Below are 22,652 nucleotides of genomic sequence, written 5' to 3' on the forward strand. Positions count from 1 at the left end.
GCTGCCGAGTAACCCTGCAGGAGCCGAGCTTGCTCGCGAAACCGGTGTGTCTGCCGGCCTGTGTGCTGGCTGATCCAACGCCAAATGTAGGAGCTGCCGCAGGCTGCGATCTTTTGCTGTTGTTCTTGAAGATCAAAAGATCGCAGCCTGCGGCAGCTCCTACAGGGGGGTGTTGTTTATGGGGCGGCGGGGAGGAGGAAGCGGGCGATGACCGGCAGGTGGTCGGAAATGCGCAAGGTATCGTCCTGGCGCACCGTCGCTTCGATCCGTTTGATTTTCGGGCTGTAGAACAGGTAGTCCACCGTGCGATCCGGGCCATTCAGGCCGGGGTCGTTGGGGTAGTGCGTCAGCCACTGCGCACGATCAATGCCGCCGGCCTCGTTGTTGGTCGGGATCATCGGGTACTTGTCCCACAGCAGATGCAGTTCGCTGTCGGTGGAGTAGGGCGTACGCCGTTCGACCGGCAAGCGGCGGTATTGCCCGAGCGGCAACAGGTTGAAGTCACCGCCGATCAGCCATGGCAGGCCCTGGCTTTCATATTTGTCGAGGACCTTGGCCACGGCGCTCACTTGCGCCTGCAAGGTGCTGTCCGGCTGGCTGGCAAGTTCCAGATGCGTATTGAATACGGTCAATTGTCCGCCATCGCTGAGCGGCAGCTTGGTCGCGAGCAAGGCATCTTTGGGCTGAAACTGACGGCTGATGAAGTTCGCCGAGGCCACCGGCAATTGCAGGCGTTCGGCGTGTTCGATGCGGTAGCGGCTGAGGGTCGCCAGTTGCCGGCCGACACTGCCGAAGATATGCCGATCAGGAACGAAGTCAGCCTTCCAGTCAAAAGCGCTGACGCTGCACGGATACAGGTCGGCAACCCTTTCCTGCAGCAGTTTGAGCTGATCCTGATAATCGCTGGCCTTGGCGCCGTCATCCAGCTCCTGCAACAGCAGCACATCGGGCTGCTCATCACGGATCACCCGCGTCACTTCATCAAGGCTGAAGGCCATGTCTTCCGGTGTCGGCGATTCGTCGTCGCCCTGGGCCAGGTCATTCCAGAACACGTAGCGCTTGCCGGCAAGAAACTGCACGTTCCAGGTCATGACTTTCAGCGCTTGCCCCGGCACCAGCGTCGGCGGTTTCCCGGTACAACTGACCGGCAGGGTTTCGCGGGCATCGGGGCGCCAGGTCAGGCTGAAGATCAGCCCGCCGATCAGGGCGATGGCGAGCACAACAAGCAACAGGGTGTAGCGCAGTAGACGGGTCATGGCTCGGCTTATAGCGTTACAGAAAGTGGCCCCGAGCATACCTGAGGGCGGTCGCCATGCCCAAGCGCTGCGCTGTCAGACCGCTCCGCCACGTTTGTCAGGCAATTCGCTGATGAGCATGAACAGGCGAAACAACACCACGCTGGTGAACAGTTGCAGGAAGCTGTGGGCGCTTTCGATCAGCACGGCAATCGCCGGGTTCTGCGGCTCGGGATAGACCGCCAGCGTCGCGCCCTTGAGCAGCCACAGTGGCGTCATCACACACAGAATGCACAGCAGAATTCGCCAGAAATGCCCGCGGGTCAGGCGCAGGCTTTCTTTCATTGCCTGCAACGGGGCGAGGCCGCGCAGCACCAGCAGGTACTCACCGAACGCGAGCATGACCATCAGTATCAGGCCCGGCAGGAAGTACAGCGACAGGCCGAGCAAGATCAACAACGTGTTGAGCGCGGTCAGCAGGGCGAAACGCGGCCACAGGCGGGCCGACATCGCCAGCAGATCAAGGGTGCGCGGCGACTCGCCACGGGTGCGGGCGTCGAGAAACAGGATCAGTGCAGCGGTGTAGAGCGGATAGACCAACAGGCCGACGACCACACTGACCGAGGAAAAACTGTCCGGGTCGGTGTTGTGATCGACCACTTGCTGCAACAACGCTTCAAAAATCACCAGCGGCAGACACAACTGCACGATGCTGCCCAAATGGCGTTTGAAAAAATACAAAGAGTCGCGCAGTACTTCGAGGGCATTCATCAGTCGGTATCGCAGGTCGAAAACAGTGGCTCACTTTAACCGATGATGCGCGCGGCGGCACAAACGTAAACATTCGGTAAAGGTCATTGAAACGTTTTGTCACTGTCTCCATTACAGGAGAGCACCTCACTCAAAGTGGGCGAGGGCAACGTTATCCCCGGCAATCTACGAGGTCGCCATGAACAGCGAAGAGCAAACCCTGATCGATGGACTGTTTTCCCGGCTGCAACAGGCCGAAACGGAGGCAGCCCCGCGCGACGCCCAGGCTGAAACGCGGATCAAGGAACACCTGACCCGCCAGCCGGCGGCAGGCTATTTCATGACCCAGGCGATTCTGGTGCAAGAGGCTGCGCTGAAGAGCCTCGATGAGCAGAACAAACAACTGACCCAGCAAGTCCAGCGTTTGCAGGCTGAATTACAGTCGGCAAAAGCGCAGAGTGCCGCACCTGCCCCGAGCGGTGGTGGCGGTTTTCTCTCGAGTATTTTCGGTGGCAGCCCGCGTCCGGCGCCGACCCAAAGTGCTGCCCCGTCGTCCACTGGCGGCTGGCGTGAACCGGCCCCGCAGCAGAGTTTCGGCGGGCCCGCGCCACAACAGAGCTTCGGCGCAGCGCCGCCTAACTATGCGCAACAAGCGGCTCCGGCAGCGGGCGGCAGCTTCCTTGGCGGCGCCTTGAAAACCGCCGCCGGTGTCGCCGGTGGCGTGATGCTGGCGCAGGGCATCAGCAGCCTGTTCCACCACAACCAGCAGCCGGAAGAAATCGTTGAAGTGATCAAGGAAGAACCGGCGCAGGTGGCCGACCAGAGCAACAACGGCTGGGGCGATGATCAGCGCATGGCCGGCAACGATCAGGGCGGGTTCACCGACACCGATTACAGCAGCGACGACAGCTCATCGTTCTTCGATGACGACGACTCCTTCGTCTGACCCATCTCTAAACTTCACGCTAACCTTGTGGCGAGGGGATTTATCCCCGTCGGACTGCGCAGCAGTCCCCAAAAAACTGGGGCCGCTCCGCAGCCCATCGGGGCGGTGCGACGTTTCGCTTAATCCCCTCACCACATTCACCACTCGTCAGTAGCACCTCGGCGCCTGCCGGTGATTATTCGCTGAACCTTCCTCATGGCTGGCATACTGAGCGCCTTTTTCGGGCCACGCGCCCGATCCCGCTTCGTGCGCTTGCGCGCCCACAGGAACTCCGGTGAAAAAAATCGCAGTGTTCGCCGACGTGCAGAACCTCTACTACACCGTACGTCAGGCCTATGGTTGCCATTTCAACTATGCCGCGCTGTGGGCGGATATCAGCAAGGACGGGCAGATCGTCGAGGCCTACGCCTACGCGATCGACCGTGGCGACAGCAAGCAGCAGCAGTTCCAGCAGATCCTGCGCAACCTCGGCTTCACCGTGAAGCTCAAGCCGTACATCCAGCGCAGTGACGGCTCGGCCAAGGGCGACTGGGACGTCGGCATCACCCTCGACATCATGGACGCCGCCGACCATGTCGACGAAATCGTCCTGGCCTCCGGTGACGGTGATTTCGACATGCTGCTCGAACGCATCATTAGCAAGCACGGCGTGCAAGCGGTCGCCTATGGCGTACCGGGACTGACTGCCAACTCGCTGATTCGCGCGGCCAGCCGTTACGTGCCGATCGAAGGCGCGCTGTTGCTCAAGAATTGATTTTTGTACGGAGTTGAACCCGGTTTGGAACGCATTGCAGTCATCGACTTTGAAACCACCGGCCTCTCGCCGAACAGCAGCTGTCGCGCCACGGAAATCGCCGTGGTCATGCTGGAAAACGGCCGCATCGTCGAGCGTTACCAGAGCCTGATGAATGCCGGCGTCCGCGTCCCCGCGTTCATCGAACAACTGACCGGCATCAGCAACGCTATGCTGCGCACCGCGCCACCGGCCGAGCAGGTGATGAACGAGGTCAACGAGTTCGTCGGCTGCACGCCGCTGGTGGCGCATAACGCATCGTTTGACCAGAAGTTCTGGGACTTTGAACTGGGCCGCATCAAGCGCACGCGGTTGCAGAATTTTGCCTGCTCGTTACTGCTGGCCCGACGCTTGATGCCGGCAGCGCCGAATCACAAGCTCGGCACCCTCACCACATTCGCGCGCCTGCCGCACACCGGCCAGGCTCACCGGGCCATGGCTGACGCCGAGATGGCGGCCAACCTGATGGCGCATCTGGCCGAAGAGTTGCGCCACAAGCACGGCGTGCGCGAGCTGTCGCACGACCTGCTGTGCAAACTGCAGAAAGTCCCCGCCGCGAAAGTCAGCGAACACCTGCAACGCTACCGCTGACGCCACCCGATCCCCTGTAGGAGCTGCCGAAGGCTGCGATCTTTTGATCTAAAGGTGAAAGATCAAAAGATCGCAGCCTCGTTTCACTCGTCAGCTCCTACAGGGGATTGAAGAGTGTTCCTGTGCAGGGAGATATGGCGGCCAACCTTTCAGCGAACACCTGCAACGCTATCGCTGACGCCACCCGATCCTCTGTAGGAGCTGCCGAAGGCTGCGATCTTTTGATCTAGAGGTGAAAGATCAAAAGATCGCAGCCTCGTTTCACTCGTCAGCTCCTACAGGGAGGGAAGATTGTTTCTGTGCAGGGAGAGGGGCGGTCACGCGATTTATTCACTTTCCGTTGTTTTCGATATGGCTTAACGGCACGCGCTTTTCGATGGCGCTCGACAGCACGATCGATGTCTTGCTGAAGCCGAATTTCGCCACGCGGTTGATCAGCTCTTCCAGCTCCGGCATTGAACCCACCGCGCCTTTCATCATCACGCACGGATCGCCCGTCACTCGAAAGCACTCGGTCAGTTGCGGGATCTTCACCAGTTCGTCGTAGACCTTCTGACTGCCGTTCTGGTGCAGACGCAACTCGATCATGCACTGGATTGGCAGGCCGATTTTCGACAGGTCGATTTTTGCCTCATAGCCGGTGATTACTCCGGATGCCTCAAGCTTGGCCACGCGTTCGGCCACCGCGGGCGCTGACAGGTTCACCTTGCGCGCCAGATCGGCGTAAGACGCACGGCCATTTTCGAGCAGGGCGCTGAGCAGCATGCGGTCGTATTTGTCCAAGGCCGTACTCCTGAAAATGCCAGACTTTCGAAATCGTGGTTTAACCCTTCGATCTCCGTTATTTCCAAAGTGTACCGGCCTGATAAACAGGTTTTGTAGCTTATTTTTGCCCGTGTGCCTTTCTAGAATAATCCAATCCCTGATCCTGACAGTCGAGCCGCTCATGTCTGCCTTGCGCCGTTTTTCTCTACCGCTGATCGCCGCGTTTTTCGCGCTGTATGTGATTTGGGGATCGACCTACCTGGTGATCCGCATCGGCGTCGAGTACTGGCCACCGCTGATGCTCGGTGGTGTGCGCTTCGTGATCGCGGGCACGTTGATGTACGCGTTTCTGCGCTGGCGCGGGGCGCCGGCACCGACCTGGGCGCAGTGGAAAGCGGCGGGGATTATCGGGATTTTGCTGCTCAGTTTCGGTAACGGCGCGGTGAGCGTGGCTGAGCACACCGGCGTGGCTTCGGGTGTCGCGGCCTTGGCGGTGGCAACGGTGCCGCTGTTCACTTTGCTGTTTGGTTATTTCTGGGGTGCGCGCAATACCCGGCTGGAGTGGGCCGGAGTGGCGTTGGGAATCATCGGCATTGCCATGCTCAACATGGGCACCAACCTGCAATCGAGCCCGATGGGCGCGGCACTGCTGATTTTTGCGGCGGCGACCTGGGCGTTCGGTTCGGTGTGGAGCAGACATCTGCCGTTGCCAGCGGGCGCTATGGCTAGTGCGGTCGAGATGCTGGTCGGCGGCGCAGTGTTGCTGATCGGTAGCGCGATGAGCGGCGAACGCCTGCAAGCAGTGCCGCCGATGGAAGGCTGGCTGGCGCTGGCGTACCTGATCTTCTTCGGCTCGATCATCGCCTTCAACTCTTATATGTACCTGCTCAAGCACGTGCGCCCGGCGGCGGCGACCAGTTATGCCTACGTCAATCCGGCTGTCGCGGTGTTGCTCGGGATCGTGTTCGTTGGCGAGACCATCGGCATCGAAGAAGCGCTGGCGATGCTGGTGATCATCAGCGCCGTGGTGCTGATTGGCTTGCCGCAGTGGCGCCGGCCAGCACAGCCGCCAGTCGTGGCGCCGACAGCCGTTCCCACAGAAACGCGTACGAATTAGGGTAAACTGCGCGGCATTGCATGCCCGCGTCATCTTTTCCTACGGTACTCCCATGACTTTCGCCACCCTTGGCCTGATCGAACCCTTGCTGCGCTCCCTTGAGACGCTCGGCTACCAGACCCCGACGCCGGTGCAGGCGCAAGCCATCCCGGCCGTTCTGGCCGGTCGCGACCTGATGGCCGCCGCCCAGACGGGCACCGGCAAAACCGCCGGTTTCGCCTTGCCACTGTTGCAGTTGTTGAGCATGGAAGGGCCGAAAGTCGCTGCCAACTCGGCGCGTGCGCTGATTCTGGTGCCGACCCGCGAGCTGGCCGAGCAGGTTCATGAGTCTGTGCGCCAGTACGCCGATAACCTGCCGCTGCGCACTTATGCGGTTTACGGCGGCGTCAGCATCAACCCACAAATGATGAAGCTGCGCGGCGGCGTCGATGTGCTGGTCGCCACGCCGGGTCGCCTGATTGACCTGTTCCGTCAGAACGCGCTGAAACTCGATCAGTTGCAGACTCTGGTGCTGGATGAAGCCGATCGCATGCTCGACCTGGGCTTCTCTGAAGAACTGGCGAACATTTATCGCATGCTGCCGAAGAAGCGCCAGACACTGCTGTTCTCCGCGACCTTCTCCGATGACATCCGCCTGCTGGCAGGGCAGATGCTCAACGATCCGCTGAGCATCGAAGTCAGCCCGCGCAACGTCGCCGCCAACACCGTCAAGCAGTGGATCGTCACGGTCGACAAAAAGCGCAAGGCCGAACTGTTCGTGCACCTGATGCGCAAGAACAAGTGGAAGCAGGTGCTGGTGTTCGCCAAGACCCGCAACGGCGTTGATGCGCTGGTGGAAAAACTCCAGGGTCTGGGTGTGAATGCCGACGGTATCCACGGTGACAAACCGCAAGCAACCCGCCAGCGCGCGCTGGACCGTTTCAAGCTCAGTGAAGTGCAGATTCTGGTCGCGACCGACGTTGCTGCCCGTGGTCTGGATATTGAAGATTTGCCCTTGGTGATCAACTTTGATCTGCCAATCGTGGCCGAAGACTACATCCACCGTATCGGCCGTACCGGCCGTGCGGGTGCAACCGGTGAGGCGATTTCGCTGGTGTGCGCGGATGAAGTGAACATGTTGTCGGCGATTGAAATGCTGACGCGCCAGACCTTGAAGCGTCAGAACGAGCCGGACTTCGAACCTGAGCACCGCGTGCCGGACACCGACGCCAGCGGTCAGGTGATCAAGAAGCCGAAGAAACCGAAGAAGCCGAAAGCTTCTGGCGGTGGCGGCAAGCGTAATCTGGGCAAATGGGTGGATAGCGGCGAGACGCAGGCGCCGGAGCCTTCGATCAAGCCTGTGCGCAAAGTGCCGGTATTTAACACCGGCCCTCGTAAGCGTAAGCCTTAACGCCTGTAGGAGCTGCGGCACGCTGCGATCTTTTGATCTTGATTGCCGAAGATCAAAAGATCGCAGCCTCGTTTCACTCGTCAGCTCCTACAGGGTTAGGGGTGTTTGAGCCACTGTAGGATCCCCGACCCTGCCGCCCGGCCGCTGGCGAAACAGCCTGTCAGCAGGTAGCCGCCTGTCGGCGCTTCCCAATCGAGCATCTCCCCCGCGCAGAATACCCCCGGCAAGGCCTTGAGCATCAAGCGCTCATCCATCGCCTCAAACGTCACGCCACCGGCACTGCTGATCGCTTCGTCCAGCGGCCGCGGTTTCACCAAGGTCAGCGGCAACGCCTTGATCGCCCGGGCCAACAGCGCCGGATCGGCGAAAGTCGCAGCATCGGTCAGCTCACGCAGCAACGCCGCTTTCACCCCATCAATCCCGACCTGGCTGTGCAGATGCTTGGCCATCGAACGCGAACCCCTTGGCTTGCTCAACGCCGCCTGCAATTTATCCACAGGCCGGCCGGGCAGCAGGTCGATGTGAACAACCGCCGCGCCATACTGATTGATCGCCTCACGAATCGGCGCTGACAGCGCGTAAATCAGACTGCCTTCAATCCCGGTCGCGGTGATCACGCATTCACCCAGGCGCGGAATGTCATCGTTCAAACCAATGGCGATATTTTTCAGCGGCGCGCCGGCGAATTTGCTGACCATCAACTCGCTCCAGGCCTGCACCTCGAAGCCACAATTACTTGGCTGCAGCGGCGCAAGTCCTACACCGCGTTGCTCCAGTGGCAGCATCCAGGCTCCGTCGGAACCGAGCCTCGACCAACTGCCGCCGCCGAGGGCGAGCAGGGTGGCGTCGGGTTTGACGGTGATTTCACCTTCCGGGCTGTCGATGCGCAGCGCACCGTGTTCATCCCAGCCGAGCCAGCGATGGCGGGTGTGGATAACTACGCCGCTGTCGCGCAGACGCTTGAGCCAGGCGCGAAGTAGCGGCGCGGCTTTCATGTCGGTAGGGAATACGCGGCCGGAGCTGCCGATAAAGGTTTCGATACCGAGATCGTGAATCCATTTACACAACGCGTCAGCATCGAAGCCGCGCAGCAGCGGGGCGATTTGCGGTGCGCGTTCGGCGTAGCGCGAGAGGAACGCCGGGTACGCTTCGGAGTGGGTGATGTTCATCCCGCCAACGCCAGCCAGGAGGAATTTGCGGCCCACCGAGGGCATGCCGTCGTACAGATCGACGCGGATTCCGGCCTGGCTCAGCACTTCGGCGGCCATCAGGCCGGCAGGGCCACCGCCGATGATGGCGACGTGAGCGGGGGAGGAGGCGGAATTCTGAGTCATGGCGTGCGCTGCGGTATGGCGGGATAAGCCGCGCATTCTAACAGCGCAGCTCTTTTGTAGGAGTGAGCCTGCTCGCGATAGCGGTGTGTCAGCCAAGTTAATGTTGAAGGTGCTGACGCTATCGCGAGCAGGCTCACTCCTACAGGATAGTGTTGGCTCAGAATGTTGGTTGAAAAATGATCAGTGCGCTGCAGGCCATAAGCGGTATGGGCTGTAGGCCCTTTCACTCAGGTTATCCACAGGCAGTTCCACAGCGATTGTGGGTAACGCAGCACAGCTCAATGACAACCGTGTGACTGCCAGACCCGCTGCGCGCTGTGATGGAGGATGCCATGGCGGCGGGCGAGGGCGTGGCGATCCTTGCTGTAGCCGCCGCCGATCACGCCCATCACCGGAATGTCGCGGCCCAGGCAATGACGCATCACACTTTCATCACGGGCGGCGACGCCTTCGTCCGTCAGTTGCAAATAACCGAGGGCGTCGTCCTTGTGCACATCAACACCGGCGTCGTACAGCACCAGATCCGGTTGATACAGCGGCAGCAAATAGTTGAGCGTGTCGCCGACCACCTTCAAATAATCGCCATCGCCCATGCCTTTGGGCAGCGGAATGTCCCAGTCACTTTCGGCTTTGCGTGCAGGAAAATTCTTCTCGCAGTGCAGGGAAACGGTAATCGCCTCCGGCGTGTCATGAAGAATCCGCGCCGTGCCGTCACCCTGGTGTACATCGCAATCGAAGATCAGCACGCGATTCACTCGACCGCTTTGCAGCAGGTATTGGCTGATGATCGCCAGGTCATTGAAGATGCAGAAACCGGCCGGGTAATCGTAATGCGCATGGTGAGTGCCGCCGGCCAGATGACAGGCCAGGCCATGCTCCAGGGCTTGTTCCGCCGCCAGGATCGAACCGCCGACCGCGCGCACCGTACGTCGGGCCAAGGCTTCGTTCCATGGCAGGCCGAGGCGCCGTTGGTCTTCGCGGGACAACTCGCCGCTCATGTAGCGTTCGATATACGCACGGTCATGGGCGAGGGCGAGGATGTCGTTGGGGCAGATCTCGGGGCGCAGCAGGTCAGCATCGCGGGTCAGACCGCTGTCGACCAAGTGATCGCGCAGCAGACGAAACTTGTCCATCGGGAAGCGGTGATCCGCCGGAAACTCGGGGCTGTAGTCTTCGTGGTAGATCAGCGGCAATGGCATGTCGGTTTCATGTAGGAACGTAGGAAAGAGTGAAGGATCCTACCAGCGATGTAGACTTGCGGCATGGAAACGGAGGGGCACGATGGAGCCGATACTGGAACTGCAAAGCGCGCGGCTGGTGATGCGTCAGTGGCAGGACGAGGATTTGCCGGCATTTGCGGCGATGTGCGCCGATCCGCAGGTGATGCGCTACTTTCCAGCACCCTTGAGCCGACTGGAAAGCGCGTCGATGATCGGCCGCGTGCGCGGGCATTTTGCCGAGCACGGTTTCGGCTTGTGGGCGCTGGAGCGTAAGGACAGCGGCGAATTCATCGGTTTCACCGGGCTCGGCGTGGTCGGGTTCGACGCACCGTTCACCCCGGCGGTGGAGATCGGCTGGCGTCTGGCCAAGGAACATTGGGGGCTCGGTTATGCCAGTGAAGCGGCGTGGACCGCTCTGCGTTGCGGCTTTGACCGCTTGGCCTTGAAGGAAATCGTCTCCTTCACCGCGCAAACCAATCTGCCTTCGGAGAAGGTCATGCAGGCGATCGGCATGCATCACGCCCCGGAGGATGATTTCGATCACCCCAAGCTTGCCGCCGATCATCCGTTGCGCAGGCATGTGCTGTACCGCATCACCCGGGAACAATGGCTGCAAACCTTGCATGGCTAAGCCGACACGGACGTTTACAATGGCCGCCAAATCATTGGCCCGTGCCAGAACCTGAATCGCCCGCCGCAGCCAAGACTGCGCGGCATAGCTTTGTGTGAGGAGAGTCTGAATGAGCCAAGTGTTGGAAGATCTGGTCGACCTGCTGACCCTGGAACCAATCGAAGAAAACCTGTTTCGTGGCCGTAGCCAGGACTTGGGTTTCCGTCAGTTGTTCGGTGGTCAGGTGCTCGGTCAGTCGCTGTCGGCGGCCAGTCAGACGGTTGAAGAAGCGCGCCACGTGCACTCGATGCACGGTTATTTCCTGCGTCCGGGCGACGCCAAATTGCCAGTGGTTTATTCGGTTGATCGCGTGCGCGATGGCGGCAGTTTCAGCACCCGCCGCGTCACGGCGATCCAGAAGGGCCATCCGATTTTTACCTGCAGCGCTTCGTTCCAGTACGACGAAGCCGGCTTCGAACACCAGAGCCAGATGCCTGTCGTGGTCGGCCCGGAAAACCTGCCGTCGGAGCTGGAGCTGTTTCAGCAACGCGCGCAACTGATCCCCGAGCACATGCGTGAAAAGCTGCTGTGCCCGAAGCCGATCGAAGTGCGCCCGGTCACCGAAAAAGACCCGTACAACCCGCAACCGGCCGATCCGGTGAAGTACGTGTGGTTCCGTGCAGACGGTGCGCTGGCCGACATCCCGGCGCTGCACAAATACTTGCTGGCCTACGCCTCGGACTTCGGCCTGCTGACCACCTCGATGCTGCCCCACGGCAAATCGGTGTGGCAGAAGGACATGCAGGTCGCCAGCCTCGATCACGCGCTGTGGTTCCACAACGATCTGCGCGCCGATGACTGGTTGCTCTACGCGATGGACAGTCCGTGGGCCGGCAATTCCCGTGGTTTTTCCCGTGGCAGCGTGTACAACCGTGCTGGGCAACTGGTGGCGTCGGTCACGCAGGAAGGCTTGATTCGTCATCGCAAGGATTGGGCATGAGCCTGAGCGACGTTCGCCATTGGGTGTTCGACATGGACGGCACGCTGACCGTCGCCGTGCATGATTTTGCGGCGATTCGCGTGGCATTGGCGATTCCGCCGCAGGACGACATCCTTACGCATCTCGCCGCGTTGCCGGCGGATGAGGCGGCGGCCAAACATGCGTGGTTGCTCGAGCACGAACGCGATCTGGCGCTGGGCTCGACCCCGGCGACCGGGGCGGTGGAATTGGTGCGTGAACTGCACGCGCGCGGTTATCGCCTCGGCATCCTCACCCGCAATGCGCGGGAGTTGGCGCATGTGACGCTGGAGGCGATTGGTTTGGCTGACTGCTTTGCGGTGGACGATGTGCTGGGCCGCGACGAAGCGCCACCGAAGCCGCACCCGGGTGGATTGCTGAAGTTGGCAGAGGCCTGGGATGTGGCGGCCAGCGAGATGGTGATGGTCGGTGATTACCGCTTTGATCTGGATTGCGGGCGAGCGGCGGGGGCGCGGACGGTGTTGGTGAATCTGCCGGATAACCCATGGCCTGAGTTGACCGATTGGCATGCCAGGGATTGTGTCGAGTTGCGCAGGATGTTGTTTACCTGACATTTCGGTTGTTTGATATGGCCTCATCGCTGGCAAGCCAGCTCCCACAGGGATTTTCAGTGGATGCAAAATGTGTGCGACACAACCCACTGTGGGAGCTGGCTTGCCAGCGATGGCGGCAGATCATTCAATACAGGACTTATTCAAACAACGCCTTCTGCCCCTCCGGCGAGGTCAGCATGCCATCGCCGTTATGCCCGACCCCGGGCACTTCAACCAGCCGCTGATTCACCCCTTCCGGATGCCGGCGCAGCAAATAGCCGAAGTACAACTTCCCACGCTCCAGACGATAGGCACCTTGTGCCTCGGCTTCACATCGCTTGTCCAGCGCCGGATGCTTGGGATCGATGTCCTGCTGCCCCAGCAGATAAATCATCTCGCGTTTGACGTAACTGCTCTCAAGCTGCAACGGCGTTTGCCCACCGGCGTACACCGGCATGTCTGTCAGACCGTACTTCCAGCGATTGAAACCCACGCACTTGGCATGATCGAACGCCACCGGCCGCTGTTCATTGAAGTACGCATAGGACGAAGGATTGGCGACCACGTAGCGCAAACGAATGCCGTTGGCCTTCAGCGCGGGCTGATCCTTGGCCAGCAGGGCATAACGCTGCACCACCTGACCGCCACCGGAGTGACCGAAAATAACGATCTGCTTCACGTCGGGAAACTGTTTGCGATCGCTGATCCGCGCGACGATTTCGTCCAGTGCCGCGTAGGAACTCAACGGATTCGGGCCTGTGGATAACCCTCCGCCCATCCATTCGTTGCCTTGCCAGCGCAGCAACGTCGCAGGTAGCGAGTACAGAGCGACATCGCTTTCATTGAGATACTGCGGCGCGATCACCAGCGTGTGCGCACTTTGCCCGGCCAGTTCGGCCGCGCTCTCGGCGCTTTTGCGATAGGTCTCGGCGTTGCGCAAACGGCCATGAATGACGATCAGCACACGCTCGATCTTCTCCGGCGCGGGACCGATGCCGACTGCCATTTCCCCGGCCTTGAGTTGCAAGCGACCGGGGCTGATTGCATCGACACCGGCGGCTTGCGCAGTGCTGCCAACAATCAGTAACGCCAAAAGCCATTTATGCATTTACAGGTTTTTCGCCGCGAAGGTGTCGCACTGGCCGACCTGGCCCTGCGCGAATCCGGTTTTGAACCAGCGCACCCTTTGCGCCGACGTACCGTGGGTAAACGAGTCCGGCACCACACGCCCCTGACCCTGTTGCTGCAGGCGATCATCACCGATGGCGTTGGCCGCGTTCAAGGCTTCTTCGATGTCGCCCGGTTCCAGCCAGTTCAGGCGCTTCTGCGCGCTGTAGGCCCAGACACCGGCGAGACAGTCAGCCTGCAATTCCTGACGCACCAACAAACCGCCGTCGCCTTCCATCTGCCGACCTTGCTGGCGGGCTGTCTGAATTTTCGCCGAGACGCCGAGTAGCGTCTGTACATGGTGTCCGACTTCGTGCGCGATCACGTAGGCCTGGGCGAAATCGCCGGCAGCCTTGAAGCGTTGCGACATTTCCTGGAAGAAGGCCATGTCCAGATAGACCTTCTGGTCAGCCGGGCAGTAGAACGGGCCGGTGGCGGACGTTGCCAGGCCGCAGGCGGAATTCACCCGATTGCTGAACAGCACCAGCGTCGGGTCTTTGTATTGGCGCCCGGCCTGCTGGAAAATCGCGCCCCAGGTGTCTTCGGTATCACCGAGGATCGAACGGACGAATTCGGCTTGCTCATCATTGGCCGGCGGCGCCTGACGGGTTTGCGAGGTCGGCGCCGCTTGCTGGGTGGATTGCCCGGCGAGCTGGCCGAGGATCTGCAATGGATCCTGCCCGGTGATCCAGCCGATCCCGACGATCAGCAGGATCGCGCCCAGGCTCAGGCCTTTGCCGCCGCCGAAGCGCATGCCGCCGCCACCGCCGGCATCATCACCACGGGCATCGACGACGTTGTCACTGCGTCGGCCTTTTTTCCATAGCATGTGGGAATCCTCTGTTTGTATCGGGTGAATAGCACGTGGTGATGAGTGTTGCTGGTGTGTGAGTGTGGCGCCAGTCCGGTCGTCCGTCTATTGGCCACACGCAAACAGGCCCGGCCTCGTGCAGACGAGGTCGGGCCTGTTATTGACGATCACCCGGCCCGCGAATTCAATCCGGTGGCGGGTTTCTTTCAGCAGGTCATCGATCAGCGATCAAAGGCATCCCATTCAGGCGCGAAATCCGGGCTGACCTGGCGTTGATTTTTCGGCAGGGCGGCAATCAATGCGCGGTCTTCATCGTCGAGCTCGACCTTCAGCGAGGCCAGGTTGGCCAGTTGATTGGTCTGGCTGCTGGCCTTGGGAATGGCCGCGACGTTGGGCTGATCGAGCAACCATTTCAGTGCGACCTGCGTCGGCAGTACGCCGTGCTTTTTGGCTATCTGTTGAATCTGCGGGATGTCCGAGACCTTGTTGCGTGCCAGTGGGGTGTAGGCCGTCAGTGCCATGTCGTGTTGACGGGCGTAGTCGAGCAGGGCGTTTTGGCCGAGGAGAACGTGGTACTCGACCTGAATCGCTGACAGACCAATCCCGTATTCCTCGACGACTTTGCGCAGCAGCGCCAGGGGGAAATTCGCCACGCCGATGTTGCGCGCCAACCCCTGTTCCTTGAATGACGCCAATGTTTCGAGCGTACGGGGTAAATCCCAGTCAGTGCTCGGCCAGTGGATCATGAACAGATCGACGTAGTCGCTGCGCAACGCCTTGAGGCTGCGCGCCATGGAGTGGCGCATGGAATCGGGTTGCAGCTGATCCCACCAGACCTTGCTGGTGACATGGATCTGCTCGCGCGGTGTCGGCGTATTCGCCAGCGCTTGTCCGACCGCATCTTCATTGTTGTAGGCCGCTGCCGTGTCGATGTGGCGATAACCGAGTTCCAGCGCCTGCTCGACGGCGCGGGTGCATTCGTCGCCGAGCATCGGCCAGGTGCCGAGGCCGAGTTTCGGCATGTTCAAACCCTGGGCATTAACGATGTGCTGCATGGTCGATCTCCTGTTCGAAAGCAGTGATGCTGGCGATGTGCCGGGCGGCGATGTAACCGAACGTCAGCGCCGGGCCGAGATTGATCCCACCTGCCGGGTAGTGGCCGCCCATGATGCTGGCCATGTCGGCGCCAGCCGCGTAGAGCCCGGTGATGGCGTGTTCGTTGGCGTCGAGCACTTGCGCGTGCGGGTTGACCTTGAGGCCGGCGAAGGTGCCGAAACAGCCCGGCTGGACTTTCACGGCATAGAACGGGCCGGTGTCTATCGGGGCAACGCAGGGGTTGGGCAGGTTCGCCGGGTCACCCTGTTTGCGGTTGTAAGGTGTTGAGCCGCGCCCGAATTGCGGGTCTTCGCCGTTGCGTGCATGGCGGTTGTAATCGTCGAGAGTCTGGCGCAAGCCGCCCGGGTCGATGCCGCAAGCACTGGCCAATTCTTCAACGCTGTTACCGGTTTTCAGATAGCCGCTGCGGATAAATTCTGACACCGGCAGCGGAAACGGCCTCGATATGCCAAGGCCATAACGCCGTTGAAAGGCGTGGGTGCAGATCAGCCACGAGGCGACTTCTTCGCCTTCCGGCGCGGCGGCAACCATCGCGCTGACATAGTCGTAGTAACCGTTGGCTTCGTTGACGAAGCGCTGACCGTTGCGCAGCACACCGATGATTCCGGGTTTGCCGCGCTCGATGATGTGTGGGAAATGGCCGGTGCTGCCGTCGGAATGTGGCACTTGCGACACCGGTGCCCACGCCACCGGTGAAGCGACATCGGTGTTGACCCGCGCGCCGACGCTTTCCCCCAGGCGCAGGCCATCGCCGTTGACGGCCAGCGGTGGCAGCGCCCAATGCTCGTGGCCGGTTGGCGTGCGTGGGAACAGGGCTTTGCGCCGTTCGATATCGTTGGCGAAACCTCCCGCCGCGAGTACCACGGCTTTGCGCGCACGGATGCGGATCGGGCCTTTACCGCTGTTGATCAAGGCTCCTGAAACACGATTGTCGTCGCGCAGCAATTCGGTAACTGGCGCCGATTGCCACAGCAATACGCCGAGGTCTTCGGCAGATTTCGCCAGTCGCGCGACCAGCGCCACGCCGTTGACCAGTTGCATTGCCCGGCCGTGAACCGCGAGGTCGAGCAGGTGCCGGGTAAAACGTCGCGTCACATGCCACGCCGCTTTCAGCGAACGAGTCAAATTGAGGAACGCCGAAAGATCCGCGCCGGCCATGATCGGCATGCCCATGAAGGACGTTTCGCGCATTGTTGTACGAAGACGCTTGAGCAAGCGCCCAACTTTGCGTCCGTCGTAAGGGGCGGCGATGACAGAACGTCCACCGGTGCCAGCGCCCGGCGTGTCGCCATGAATGTCGGCAATGGCGTTGCCGTCGGCAAATTGCAGGACGGTGTGCTGCTCGAAAAACGCCACCATGCGCGGCCCGGCGGTCAGGAAGGCGTCGATCATTGCCGGGTCGAAATGCTCGCCCAGTTCATGGCGTAAATAGGTGCGCGGTTGTTCGACGTCTTCGATGATGCCGGCCCGACGTGCCAGTGGATTGCATGGCACCCACGCCCAGCCGCCCGACCACGCGGTGGCACCACCGAAGACCGGATCTTTTTCCACGACGATAACCTTCAGGCCATGCCACGCCGCAGTGACGGCCGCCGACAACCCGGCGGCGCCGGAGCCGACGACCAACACATCGCAGTCGATTTCGGGAAGTTCGACAGACATCAAACAAGGCTCCAGCGCTGAATTGTTTTTGGAATTTGATTCCAGAAAATAACCAGTGGCGGCAGCGCTCGACAAGTCTTGAGCCGACAAAGCGGGCGGTTATCGAACGGGCGGTTGCAGATTTCGCTTTGCCGAGGATGTCTTCTAGAATCGGCGAAATTTCATTTGGATTTCTCCATGGCCGGCAGTCAAATCGAACGGGTTTTCAGCGTGCTGGAAAGCCTCACCAGTGATCCGCGCGGGCTGCCGATGCAGACGCTGGCCGAGCAACTGGACATCCCCAAGAGCGCAACGCATCGCTTGCTCGCCGAGCTGATCCGCCTGGGCTACGTGCGGCAGAATCCGGAGACCCTGCGTTATCACCTGTCGACCAAACTGGTTGCGATGGGCTTTCAATACTTGTCGAGCAGCGGTGCCGACATCGTTCAGCCGGTGCTTGATCGGCTGGCGCAAGAGAGCGGCGAGCTGGTGCGCCTGGGCGTGATCGACGGCGAGCGCCAAACCTGGATTGCCAAAGCGCAAGGCGCGCGCACCGGTCTGCGCTATGACCCGGACATGGGCCGCGATGCGCCGCTGTTCTACACCGCGTCCGGGCATGCGTGGCTGGCGTGCATGACCGACGCCGAGGCGCTGTCGATGGTCGAACGTCAGGCGGCGGAGGTGCCGGCGGGAGTCGGGCCGAATGCGCCGCGTTCGAATATCGAATTGCTGGAACGCCTGCGCCTGGCCCGTGAACAGGGTTATGCCTGCGTTGAAGAAAGCTCGGCGGTCGGCACTTCGGCCATTGCCGCGGTGGTGAAACATCCTACGGATGGTCGAGTGATCGGCGTGCTGAGTATCGCCGGCCCCAGTGCGCGCATGCCGGGCGCACGCTTGCATGAACTGGCGCCGCTGTTGCTGACATTCACCAAAGAATTATCAGCAGCGAGCCTGGCCTCGGAACTGTTCATCTAATAGCCACAATCCCCTGTAGGAGCTGCCGCAGGCTGCGATCTTTTGATGTTGTTTTTAAAGACAGGATCAAAAGATCGCAGCCTGCGGCAGCTCCTACATGGGAAAAGTTGTGCGGTGTTCGCACGGTTTTCGGGTTGGTGGGTTTTTGATTCTGGAACTCGGTTCTAAATTGTTGCGGGAGTGGTATTCCAATAACAATCACAAGAGGATCGCGCCTTGAATTCGCCCCTTCGAATCGCCCTGATCGGCGCCGGCAACATGGGCCAGCAACATTATCGACACCTGCAAACCCTAAGCGAAGCGACGCTGTGCGCAGTGGCTGATCCTGGGTCGCAAGCCGCAGTCCTGGCGGCTGAGTGGGGTGTAAGGCATTTCGCTGATCACCGTCAGATGCTCGAGCAGATCAGGCCAGACGCGGTGATCGTCGCCAATCCGAATAATCAACATGTCAGCACGGCCCTCGATTGCCTGGCGGCGGGCGTACCGGTGTTGCTGGAAAAACCGGTGGGTGTGCACCTCGATGAAGCGCGCGCGTTGGTCGCGGCGGTCAAAAGCAGTGGCGTGCCGGTATTGGTCGGCCATCACCGACGGCACAATCCGCTGATCGTGCGTGCCCATGAACTGGTGCAAAGTGGCGCGCTCGGGCGTCTGACCACGGTCACCGCGCTGTTCCAGTTGCGCAAACCGGACAGCTATTTCGAGATCCCGTGGCGTCGTGAACCGGGGGCGGGCATGTTGCTGACCAACCTGATCCACGACCTCGACCTGCTCCGGCATCTGTGCGGTGAAGTGCGCTCGGTGCAAGCGATCACCGACAACGCTGTGCGGGGTTTTGCCAAGGAAGACAGCGCAGCGGTGTTGCTGCAATTCGCGGGCGGCACATTGGGTACGTTGAGCGGTTCGGATGCGGTCGCCGCGCCGTGGAGTTGGGAGCTGGACTCCGGCGAAAACCCGGTGTATCCGCGTCAGGCCGATCAGCCGTGTTACTTGCTGGCCGGGACCGCCGGCGCATTGAGTATTCCGCAGCTCAAGCACTGGCATTACGCCGCTGATCAGGTGGATGCCGGTTGGCATGAACCGTTACAGGTGGTGCAAGAGTCCTACAGCGGTGACGACGCTTTACGTTTGCAGTTAGAGCATTTCGTACGCGTGGTGCGGGGTGAAGTCGAGCCGCTGGTCAGTGCGGCCGACGCCGCCCGCACCCTTGCACTGATTGAAGCCATTCGCGCCGCCGCCGCTACTGGCCGTGCTTGCGCCCCTGCACTGATCGAGGCTTGAACATGAGCGAACGCATCCTGTCCCTGGCCAGCCTTACCGTGCTGGAGTTGTCGCCACCGCAAATGGTCGAAGTCGCTGCACGCGCCGGTTATAGCCATGTCGGTTTGCGCCTGGAACCGGCAACGCCTGAGGAATATCACTTTCCATTGGTAGCCGATGGCGACTTGCGTCGTCGGACGTTGGCGCAGTTGCGCGATAGCGGTATCCGTGTGCTCGACGTGGAAATCCTCCGTCTGAAACCGCAAACCGTGGTGGCCGACTTCGAGAAACTTCTTACGGTCGGTGCGGAATTTGGCGCTACTGAATTGCTGGTCGCCGGTAACGATCCTGACGAGCAACGACTTACCGATAATTTTGCGGCGCTGTGTGATTTGGCGGCGCCATACGGATTGCATCCGCACCTGGAGTTCATGCCCTGGACGGATGCGCGCAATCTTGAGCAAGCGCTGCGCATTGTTGAAAACGCTGATCGGGAAAATGCTGCGGTGCTGGTCGACGCGTTTCATTTTGATCGTTCGGCGTCACGGCTGGAGGATCTGGCAGGTGTGCCCGCGTCGCGCCTGCGTTATGCGCAATTATGTGATGTCGCGGGGCCGAGGCCGTCAGACATGGCCGAGATCTTGCGTCAGGCGCGCAACGAGCGACGGTTTCCCGGCGAGGGCGATTGCGATCTGCTCGGGTTGTTGAAAGCGCTGCCGACTAATATTCCACTGAGCCTGGAAATTCCCACGGTGAAACTGCTGGAGCAGGGCGTGAGCGGATTGCAGCGGGCGCAGATGGCGATTGATAAAACTCGAGCGTTGTTGGCGCGCCTGTAAGCGGTGCTGCGCACCTGTTCGCGGGCAAGCCTTGCTCCTACGGGGTTTACCCAACCCTGTAGGAGCAAGGCTTGCCCGCGAAGCTTTTGATCTTTTTCGGCATCACAAGGAAACCCAATGACCGTCAGCACCCCGCTCTCCGGTGTCAATCAACCCTTCAAAGGGATCCTGCTGATTGTCGTGGCGACTTTCCTGTTCTCCAGCCACGACGCGCTGTCGAAATACCTCTCCGGTTTCTATCCGATCGTGATGGTGGTGTAGGCGCGCTATCTGGTGCACACCTTGCTGATGGCGGGGATTTTTCTGCCGCAGTCGGGATTGCGCGTCCTACGTACCAAGAAGCCGTTATGGCAGTTGGTTCGGGCACTTTGCCTACTCGGCACCAGCCTGTTTTTCACCACGGCGCTGCTGTACATCCCGCTGGCGGAAGCCACGGCGGTCAACTTTCTTGCGCCGGTATTGGTCACGGCATTGTCAGTGCCGCTGCTCAAGGAGCGAGTGACACGCGGCCAATGGATCGCGGTGATCTGCGGCTTTATCGGCGTGCTGATCATCGTTCATCCGGGCGGTGAACTGTTCACTCCTGCGGTGCTTTTGCCGTTCTGCTCGGCGCTGTTTTTCTGCTTTTATCAGTTGCTCACGCGCAAGTTGGCAGAGGTGGACAGCCCGACCACCAGTAACTTTTTCGCCGGGTTGTGCAACACGCTGGTGATGAGTGCGCTGGTGCCGTTCTTCTGGCAGGTGCCGACGCTGACCCATGCCGGGCTGATGCTGGCGCTGGGCAGTTGCGGGATGACCGCGCATTTGTTCCTGACCCAGGCGTTCCGCCATGCCGCACCGGCGCTGCTGGCGCCGTTCGGTTATTGCCAGATCGTGTTTGCAGGGTTGTTGGGCTGGCTGCTGTTCAATCACACGCCGAGTCTGTTGACGATCATCGGCATCGCGGTGATCTGCTGCAGTGGACTGGCAGCAGCGTGGCAGCAAAGCCGAAAACACAAACCCCTGTAGGAGCTGACGAGTGAAACGAGGCTGCGATCTTTTGATCTTCAAGATCAAGAGATCGCAGCGTGCCGCAGCTCCTGCATGGGTTTATTCGGTGACGGTCGGGATTTTGCGCGGGGCCATGAAGTACATCCAGGTCAGCGCAATGAAGTACATCGCCGGAATCAGGGTGAACAACACGGTGTAGTTGTTGTTGGTGACGGTGAGGATGTGGCCGACGATCTGGGTCATGAACATCCCGCCGATCGCTGCGCACATGCCGCCGAAACCGAACACCGTGCTCATCATGTGCTTGGGCGTGTAGTCCATCACCAGGCTCCAGATGTTCGCGGTCCAGGCCTGATGCGCGCCGATCGCCAGAGAAATCGCCGCCACCGCGACCCACAGATTGGCCGAGCCAGCCGCCATGATCACGCCGATGATGCAGCAGGCGAACAGCAACATCGACAGCAGCCGCGCCTTGATCGAGTTCATCCCGCGACCGATCAGGAACGAAGACAGAATCCCGCCACCGACGCTGCCGAAGTCAGCCGTGACGTAGATGATGATCAGCGGAATACCCATCTGGGTAACGTTGATACCCAGGTTGTATTGCTGATTGAGAAACGGCGGCAGCCAGTACAGGTAGAACCAGAACACCGGCGCGGTCAGCGCATAAGCGATGGCGAAGGCCCAGGTGCCGCGCATCCTCAGGATTCTTGAGAACGGTACGCGGGCCTGCTCCGGTTCGACTTCCTGCTGGATGTAGTCCAGTTCGGACTGTTTCACGGTCGGGTGATCTTCCGGGTTGAAGTATTTCAAGCCCCAGAACAGCAACCAGATGCCGCCGAGTGCCGACATGCACAGGAATGCCGCTTGCCAGCCCCAGACGTGCAGGACCAGTGGCAGCAACATCGGCGTGAACATCGCGCCGACGTTAGTACCGGCGTTGAAGATGCCGGTGGCGACTGCACGTTCGCCGGCCGGGAACCACAGGCGCGTGGTTTTCACGCAGGCCGGGTAGTTCGCCGCTTCCGTCAGGCCGAGGATGAACCGGCAGACCATGAAACCGACGGCCGATGTCGCCAGACCGTGGGCGCCGGTGGCCAGGCTCCACAGCAACACGGCGCAGAAGAACACGCGTTTGACGCCGACCCGGTCGATCAACCGTCCTTGCAGGACGAAACCGATCGCGTAGCCGACCTGAAACCAGAAGTTGATGTTGGCGTAATCCATCGCCGTCCAGCTCATTTCCTTGGCGAGGATTGGCTGCATGACGCCGAGGGCGGCGCGGTCGATGTAGTTCAGGGTGGTGGCGAAAAACACCAGCGCCAGCATGCCCCAACGGGTCTTGCCGACGGCCATGGCGCCGCGGATCTTGTCGCCGATGCCACCTGAGGCAGTGCTCATGGCCGGGGCCATGCGGGAAGTCTGTGAAGGAATCATGTGTTCCACCCGTTTTTGGATTTGTTATTTGGTGTGCTTTTTTCTGTGCACGCTGCGACCGGTGGTTCAGATCCGGACTCAATGTGCGGTCGATGT

21 protein-coding genes and 1 pseudogene are annotated in these 22,652 nt (G+C 60.7%); 12 read left to right on the plus strand and 10 right to left on the minus strand.

Annotated features, from left to right (window positions below):
* Window positions 1-176 precede the first annotated feature (176 nt).
* Window positions 177-1,256: an endonuclease/exonuclease/phosphatase family protein gene (locus tag ACZZ0B_RS00890; RefSeq protein WP_463544181.1), complete on the minus strand. Its 1,080-nt coding sequence runs from the start codon at window positions 1,254-1,256 to the stop codon at window positions 177-179.
* Between the two features lie 75 nt (window positions 1,257-1,331).
* Window positions 1,332-2,006, minus strand: coding sequence for a YciC family protein (locus ACZZ0B_RS00895; protein ID WP_440096940.1), 675 nt, complete (start codon window positions 2,004-2,006; stop codon window positions 1,332-1,334).
* A gap of 178 nt (window positions 2,007-2,184) precedes the next feature.
* On the opposite strand from ACZZ0B_RS00895, the gene ACZZ0B_RS00900 reads away from it, so the two are divergent.
* The 3 genes from ACZZ0B_RS00900 to ACZZ0B_RS00910 all read left to right on the plus strand — a co-directional run bounded on the left by ACZZ0B_RS00900 (window position 2,185) and on the right by ACZZ0B_RS00910 (window position 4,315).
* Complete coding sequence (locus ACZZ0B_RS00900; RefSeq protein WP_463544182.1) at window positions 2,185-2,931, plus strand: DUF2076 domain-containing protein; 747 nt, start codon at window positions 2,185-2,187, stop codon at window positions 2,929-2,931.
* A 274-nt stretch (window positions 2,932-3,205) separates the two neighbouring features.
* Entirely contained in the window at window positions 3,206-3,685 is a 480-nt protein-coding gene (locus tag ACZZ0B_RS00905; protein WP_007949802.1) for a LabA-like NYN domain-containing protein, read from the plus strand.
* Between the two features lie 24 nt (window positions 3,686-3,709).
* A complete protein-coding gene (locus ACZZ0B_RS00910) occupies window positions 3,710-4,315 on the plus strand; it encodes a 3'-5' exonuclease (protein WP_008087369.1) in 606 nt (201 codons plus the stop codon).
* 330 nt (window positions 4,316-4,645) lie between these two features.
* Here the strand turns inward: ACZZ0B_RS00910 and ACZZ0B_RS00915 are convergent, their stop codons facing one another.
* Window positions 4,646-5,098 carry an Lrp/AsnC family transcriptional regulator gene (locus tag ACZZ0B_RS00915; RefSeq protein WP_463544183.1) on the minus strand — a complete coding sequence of 151 codons (453 nt, stop codon included), beginning with the start codon at window positions 5,096-5,098 and terminating at the stop codon, window positions 4,646-4,648.
* Between the two features lie 163 nt (window positions 5,099-5,261).
* Here ACZZ0B_RS00915 and yedA point away from each other — a divergent pair, with 163 nt between their 5' ends.
* Together yedA and ACZZ0B_RS00925 are read left to right on the plus strand one after the other, a co-directional pair.
* Entirely contained in the window at window positions 5,262-6,197 is a 936-nt protein-coding gene (gene yedA / locus ACZZ0B_RS00920; RefSeq protein WP_463544184.1) for a drug/metabolite exporter YedA, read from the plus strand.
* A gap of 52 nt (window positions 6,198-6,249) precedes the next feature.
* A complete protein-coding gene (locus tag ACZZ0B_RS00925; protein ID WP_463544185.1) occupies window positions 6,250-7,587 on the plus strand; it encodes a DEAD/DEAH box helicase in 1,338 nt (445 codons plus the stop codon).
* 95 nt (window positions 7,588-7,682) lie between these two features.
* Here the strand turns inward: ACZZ0B_RS00925 and ACZZ0B_RS00930 are convergent, their stop codons facing one another.
* Together ACZZ0B_RS00930 and ACZZ0B_RS00935 are read right to left on the minus strand one after the other, a co-directional pair.
* The gene (locus tag ACZZ0B_RS00930) at window positions 7,683-8,921 is read right to left on the minus strand and encodes a TIGR03862 family flavoprotein (RefSeq protein WP_008082981.1); all 1,239 of its coding nucleotides are present in this window, start codon (window positions 8,919-8,921) and stop codon (window positions 7,683-7,685) included.
* Window positions 8,922-9,199: 278 nt separating this feature from the next.
* On the minus strand, window positions 9,200-10,120 hold the full coding sequence (locus ACZZ0B_RS00935; RefSeq protein WP_463544186.1) for a histone deacetylase family protein: 921 nt from the start codon (window positions 10,118-10,120) through the stop codon (window positions 9,200-9,202).
* Window positions 10,121-10,202: 82 nt separating this feature from the next.
* Between ACZZ0B_RS00935 and ACZZ0B_RS00940 the strand changes: the two genes are divergently transcribed.
* The 3 genes from ACZZ0B_RS00940 to ACZZ0B_RS00950 all read left to right on the plus strand — a co-directional run bounded on the left by ACZZ0B_RS00940 (window position 10,203) and on the right by ACZZ0B_RS00950 (window position 12,341).
* Window positions 10,203-10,772: a GNAT family N-acetyltransferase gene (locus tag ACZZ0B_RS00940; protein WP_008082983.1), complete on the plus strand. Its 570-nt coding sequence runs from the start codon at window positions 10,203-10,205 to the stop codon at window positions 10,770-10,772.
* A gap of 109 nt (window positions 10,773-10,881) precedes the next feature.
* Window positions 10,882-11,751, plus strand: a complete 870-nt coding sequence (tesB, locus tag ACZZ0B_RS00945; protein WP_008082985.1) for an acyl-CoA thioesterase II — start codon at window positions 10,882-10,884, stop codon at window positions 11,749-11,751.
* Window positions 11,748-12,341 (plus strand): HAD family hydrolase, encoded by a 594-nt coding sequence (locus ACZZ0B_RS00950; protein WP_440096871.1) that lies wholly within the window; start codon window positions 11,748-11,750, stop codon window positions 12,339-12,341. The genes tesB and ACZZ0B_RS00950 overlap by 4 nt, the downstream gene beginning before the upstream one ends.
* A 139-nt stretch (window positions 12,342-12,480) precedes the next feature.
* Here ACZZ0B_RS00950 and ACZZ0B_RS00955 read toward each other — a convergent pair whose 3' ends face one another.
* From ACZZ0B_RS00955 to ACZZ0B_RS00970, 4 genes are all read right to left on the minus strand, one after another.
* Entirely contained in the window at window positions 12,481-13,431 is a 951-nt protein-coding gene (locus ACZZ0B_RS00955) for an alpha/beta hydrolase family protein (protein ID WP_463544187.1), read from the minus strand.
* Window positions 13,432-14,319, minus strand: coding sequence for a KPN_02809 family neutral zinc metallopeptidase (gene ypfJ, locus ACZZ0B_RS00960; protein WP_463394816.1), 888 nt, complete (start codon window positions 14,317-14,319; stop codon window positions 13,432-13,434).
* A 203-nt stretch (window positions 14,320-14,522) separates the two neighbouring features.
* A complete protein-coding gene (locus ACZZ0B_RS00965) occupies window positions 14,523-15,356 on the minus strand; it encodes an aldo/keto reductase (RefSeq protein ID WP_463544188.1) in 834 nt (277 codons plus the stop codon).
* Complete coding sequence (locus ACZZ0B_RS00970) at window positions 15,340-17,079, minus strand: FAD-dependent oxidoreductase (RefSeq protein WP_463544189.1); 1,740 nt, start codon at window positions 17,077-17,079, stop codon at window positions 15,340-15,342. The genes ACZZ0B_RS00965 and ACZZ0B_RS00970 overlap by 17 nt, the downstream gene beginning before the upstream one ends.
* 177 nt (window positions 17,080-17,256) lie before the next feature.
* Between ACZZ0B_RS00970 and ACZZ0B_RS00975 the strand changes: the two genes are divergently transcribed.
* The 4 genes and pseudogenes from ACZZ0B_RS00975 (at window position 17,257) to ACZZ0B_RS00990 (ending at window position 21,137) form a co-directional block, all read left to right on the plus strand.
* Window positions 17,257-18,033, plus strand: coding sequence for an IclR family transcriptional regulator (locus tag ACZZ0B_RS00975; protein WP_008082993.1), 777 nt, complete (start codon window positions 17,257-17,259; stop codon window positions 18,031-18,033).
* Between the two features lie 216 nt (window positions 18,034-18,249).
* Window positions 18,250-19,311, plus strand: a complete 1,062-nt coding sequence (locus tag ACZZ0B_RS00980) for a Gfo/Idh/MocA family protein (protein WP_463544190.1) — start codon at window positions 18,250-18,252, stop codon at window positions 19,309-19,311.
* A 2-nt stretch (window positions 19,312-19,313) separates the two neighbouring features.
* Window positions 19,314-20,129 carry a sugar phosphate isomerase/epimerase family protein gene (locus tag ACZZ0B_RS00985; protein ID WP_463544191.1) on the plus strand — a complete coding sequence of 272 codons (816 nt, stop codon included), beginning with the start codon at window positions 19,314-19,316 and terminating at the stop codon, window positions 20,127-20,129.
* A 117-nt stretch (window positions 20,130-20,246) separates the two neighbouring features.
* A pseudogene (locus tag ACZZ0B_RS00990) lies at window positions 20,247-21,137 on the plus strand (DMT family transporter).
* A gap of 81 nt (window positions 21,138-21,218) precedes the next feature.
* Here ACZZ0B_RS00990 and ACZZ0B_RS00995 read toward each other — a convergent pair.
* On the minus strand, window positions 21,219-22,556 hold the full coding sequence (locus ACZZ0B_RS00995; protein ID WP_008084584.1) for an MFS transporter: 1,338 nt from the start codon (window positions 22,554-22,556) through the stop codon (window positions 21,219-21,221).
* Between the last annotated feature and the right edge of the window lie 96 nt (window positions 22,557-22,652).

The sequence above is a fragment of the Pseudomonas sp. AC247 genome, from assembly GCF_979258015.1.

Coding starts and splice junctions, on each gene's coding strand:
- ACZZ0B_RS00935 (WP_463544186.1), bottom strand. CDS start 10,120: ATGCCATTGCCGCTGATCTACCACGAAGACTACAGCCCCGAGTTTCCG.
- ACZZ0B_RS00895 (WP_440096940.1), bottom strand. CDS start 2,006: ATGAATGCCCTCGAAGTACTGCGCGACTCTTTGTATTTTTTCAAACGC.
- ACZZ0B_RS00955 (WP_463544187.1), bottom strand. CDS start 13,431: ATGCATAAATGGCTTTTGGCGTTACTGATTGTTGGCAGCACTGCGCAA.
- ACZZ0B_RS00975 (WP_008082993.1), top strand. CDS start 17,257: ATGGCCGGCAGTCAAATCGAACGGGTTTTCAGCGTGCTGGAAAGCCTC.
- ACZZ0B_RS00970 (WP_463544189.1), bottom strand. CDS start 17,079: ATGTCTGTCGAACTTCCCGAAATCGACTGCGATGTGTTGGTCGTCGGC.
- ypfJ (WP_463394816.1), bottom strand. CDS start 14,319: ATGCTATGGAAAAAAGGCCGACGCAGTGACAACGTCGTCGATGCCCGT.
- yedA (WP_463544184.1), top strand. CDS start 5,262: ATGTCTGCCTTGCGCCGTTTTTCTCTACCGCTGATCGCCGCGTTTTTC.
- ACZZ0B_RS00965 (WP_463544188.1), bottom strand. CDS start 15,356: ATGCAGCACATCGTTAATGCCCAGGGTTTGAACATGCCGAAACTCGGC.
- tesB (WP_008082985.1), top strand. CDS start 10,882: ATGAGCCAAGTGTTGGAAGATCTGGTCGACCTGCTGACCCTGGAACCA.
- ACZZ0B_RS00985 (WP_463544191.1), top strand. CDS start 19,314: ATGAGCGAACGCATCCTGTCCCTGGCCAGCCTTACCGTGCTGGAGTTG.
- ACZZ0B_RS00940 (WP_008082983.1), top strand. CDS start 10,203: ATGGAGCCGATACTGGAACTGCAAAGCGCGCGGCTGGTGATGCGTCAG.
- ACZZ0B_RS00995 (WP_008084584.1), bottom strand. CDS start 22,556: ATGATTCCTTCACAGACTTCCCGCATGGCCCCGGCCATGAGCACTGCC.
- ACZZ0B_RS00925 (WP_463544185.1), top strand. CDS start 6,250: ATGACTTTCGCCACCCTTGGCCTGATCGAACCCTTGCTGCGCTCCCTT.
- ACZZ0B_RS00900 (WP_463544182.1), top strand. CDS start 2,185: ATGAACAGCGAAGAGCAAACCCTGATCGATGGACTGTTTTCCCGGCTG.
- ACZZ0B_RS00890 (WP_463544181.1), bottom strand. CDS start 1,256: ATGACCCGTCTACTGCGCTACACCCTGTTGCTTGTTGTGCTCGCCATC.
- ACZZ0B_RS00950 (WP_440096871.1), top strand. CDS start 11,748: ATGAGCCTGAGCGACGTTCGCCATTGGGTGTTCGACATGGACGGCACG.
- ACZZ0B_RS00930 (WP_008082981.1), bottom strand. CDS start 8,921: ATGACTCAGAATTCCGCCTCCTCCCCCGCTCACGTCGCCATCATCGGC.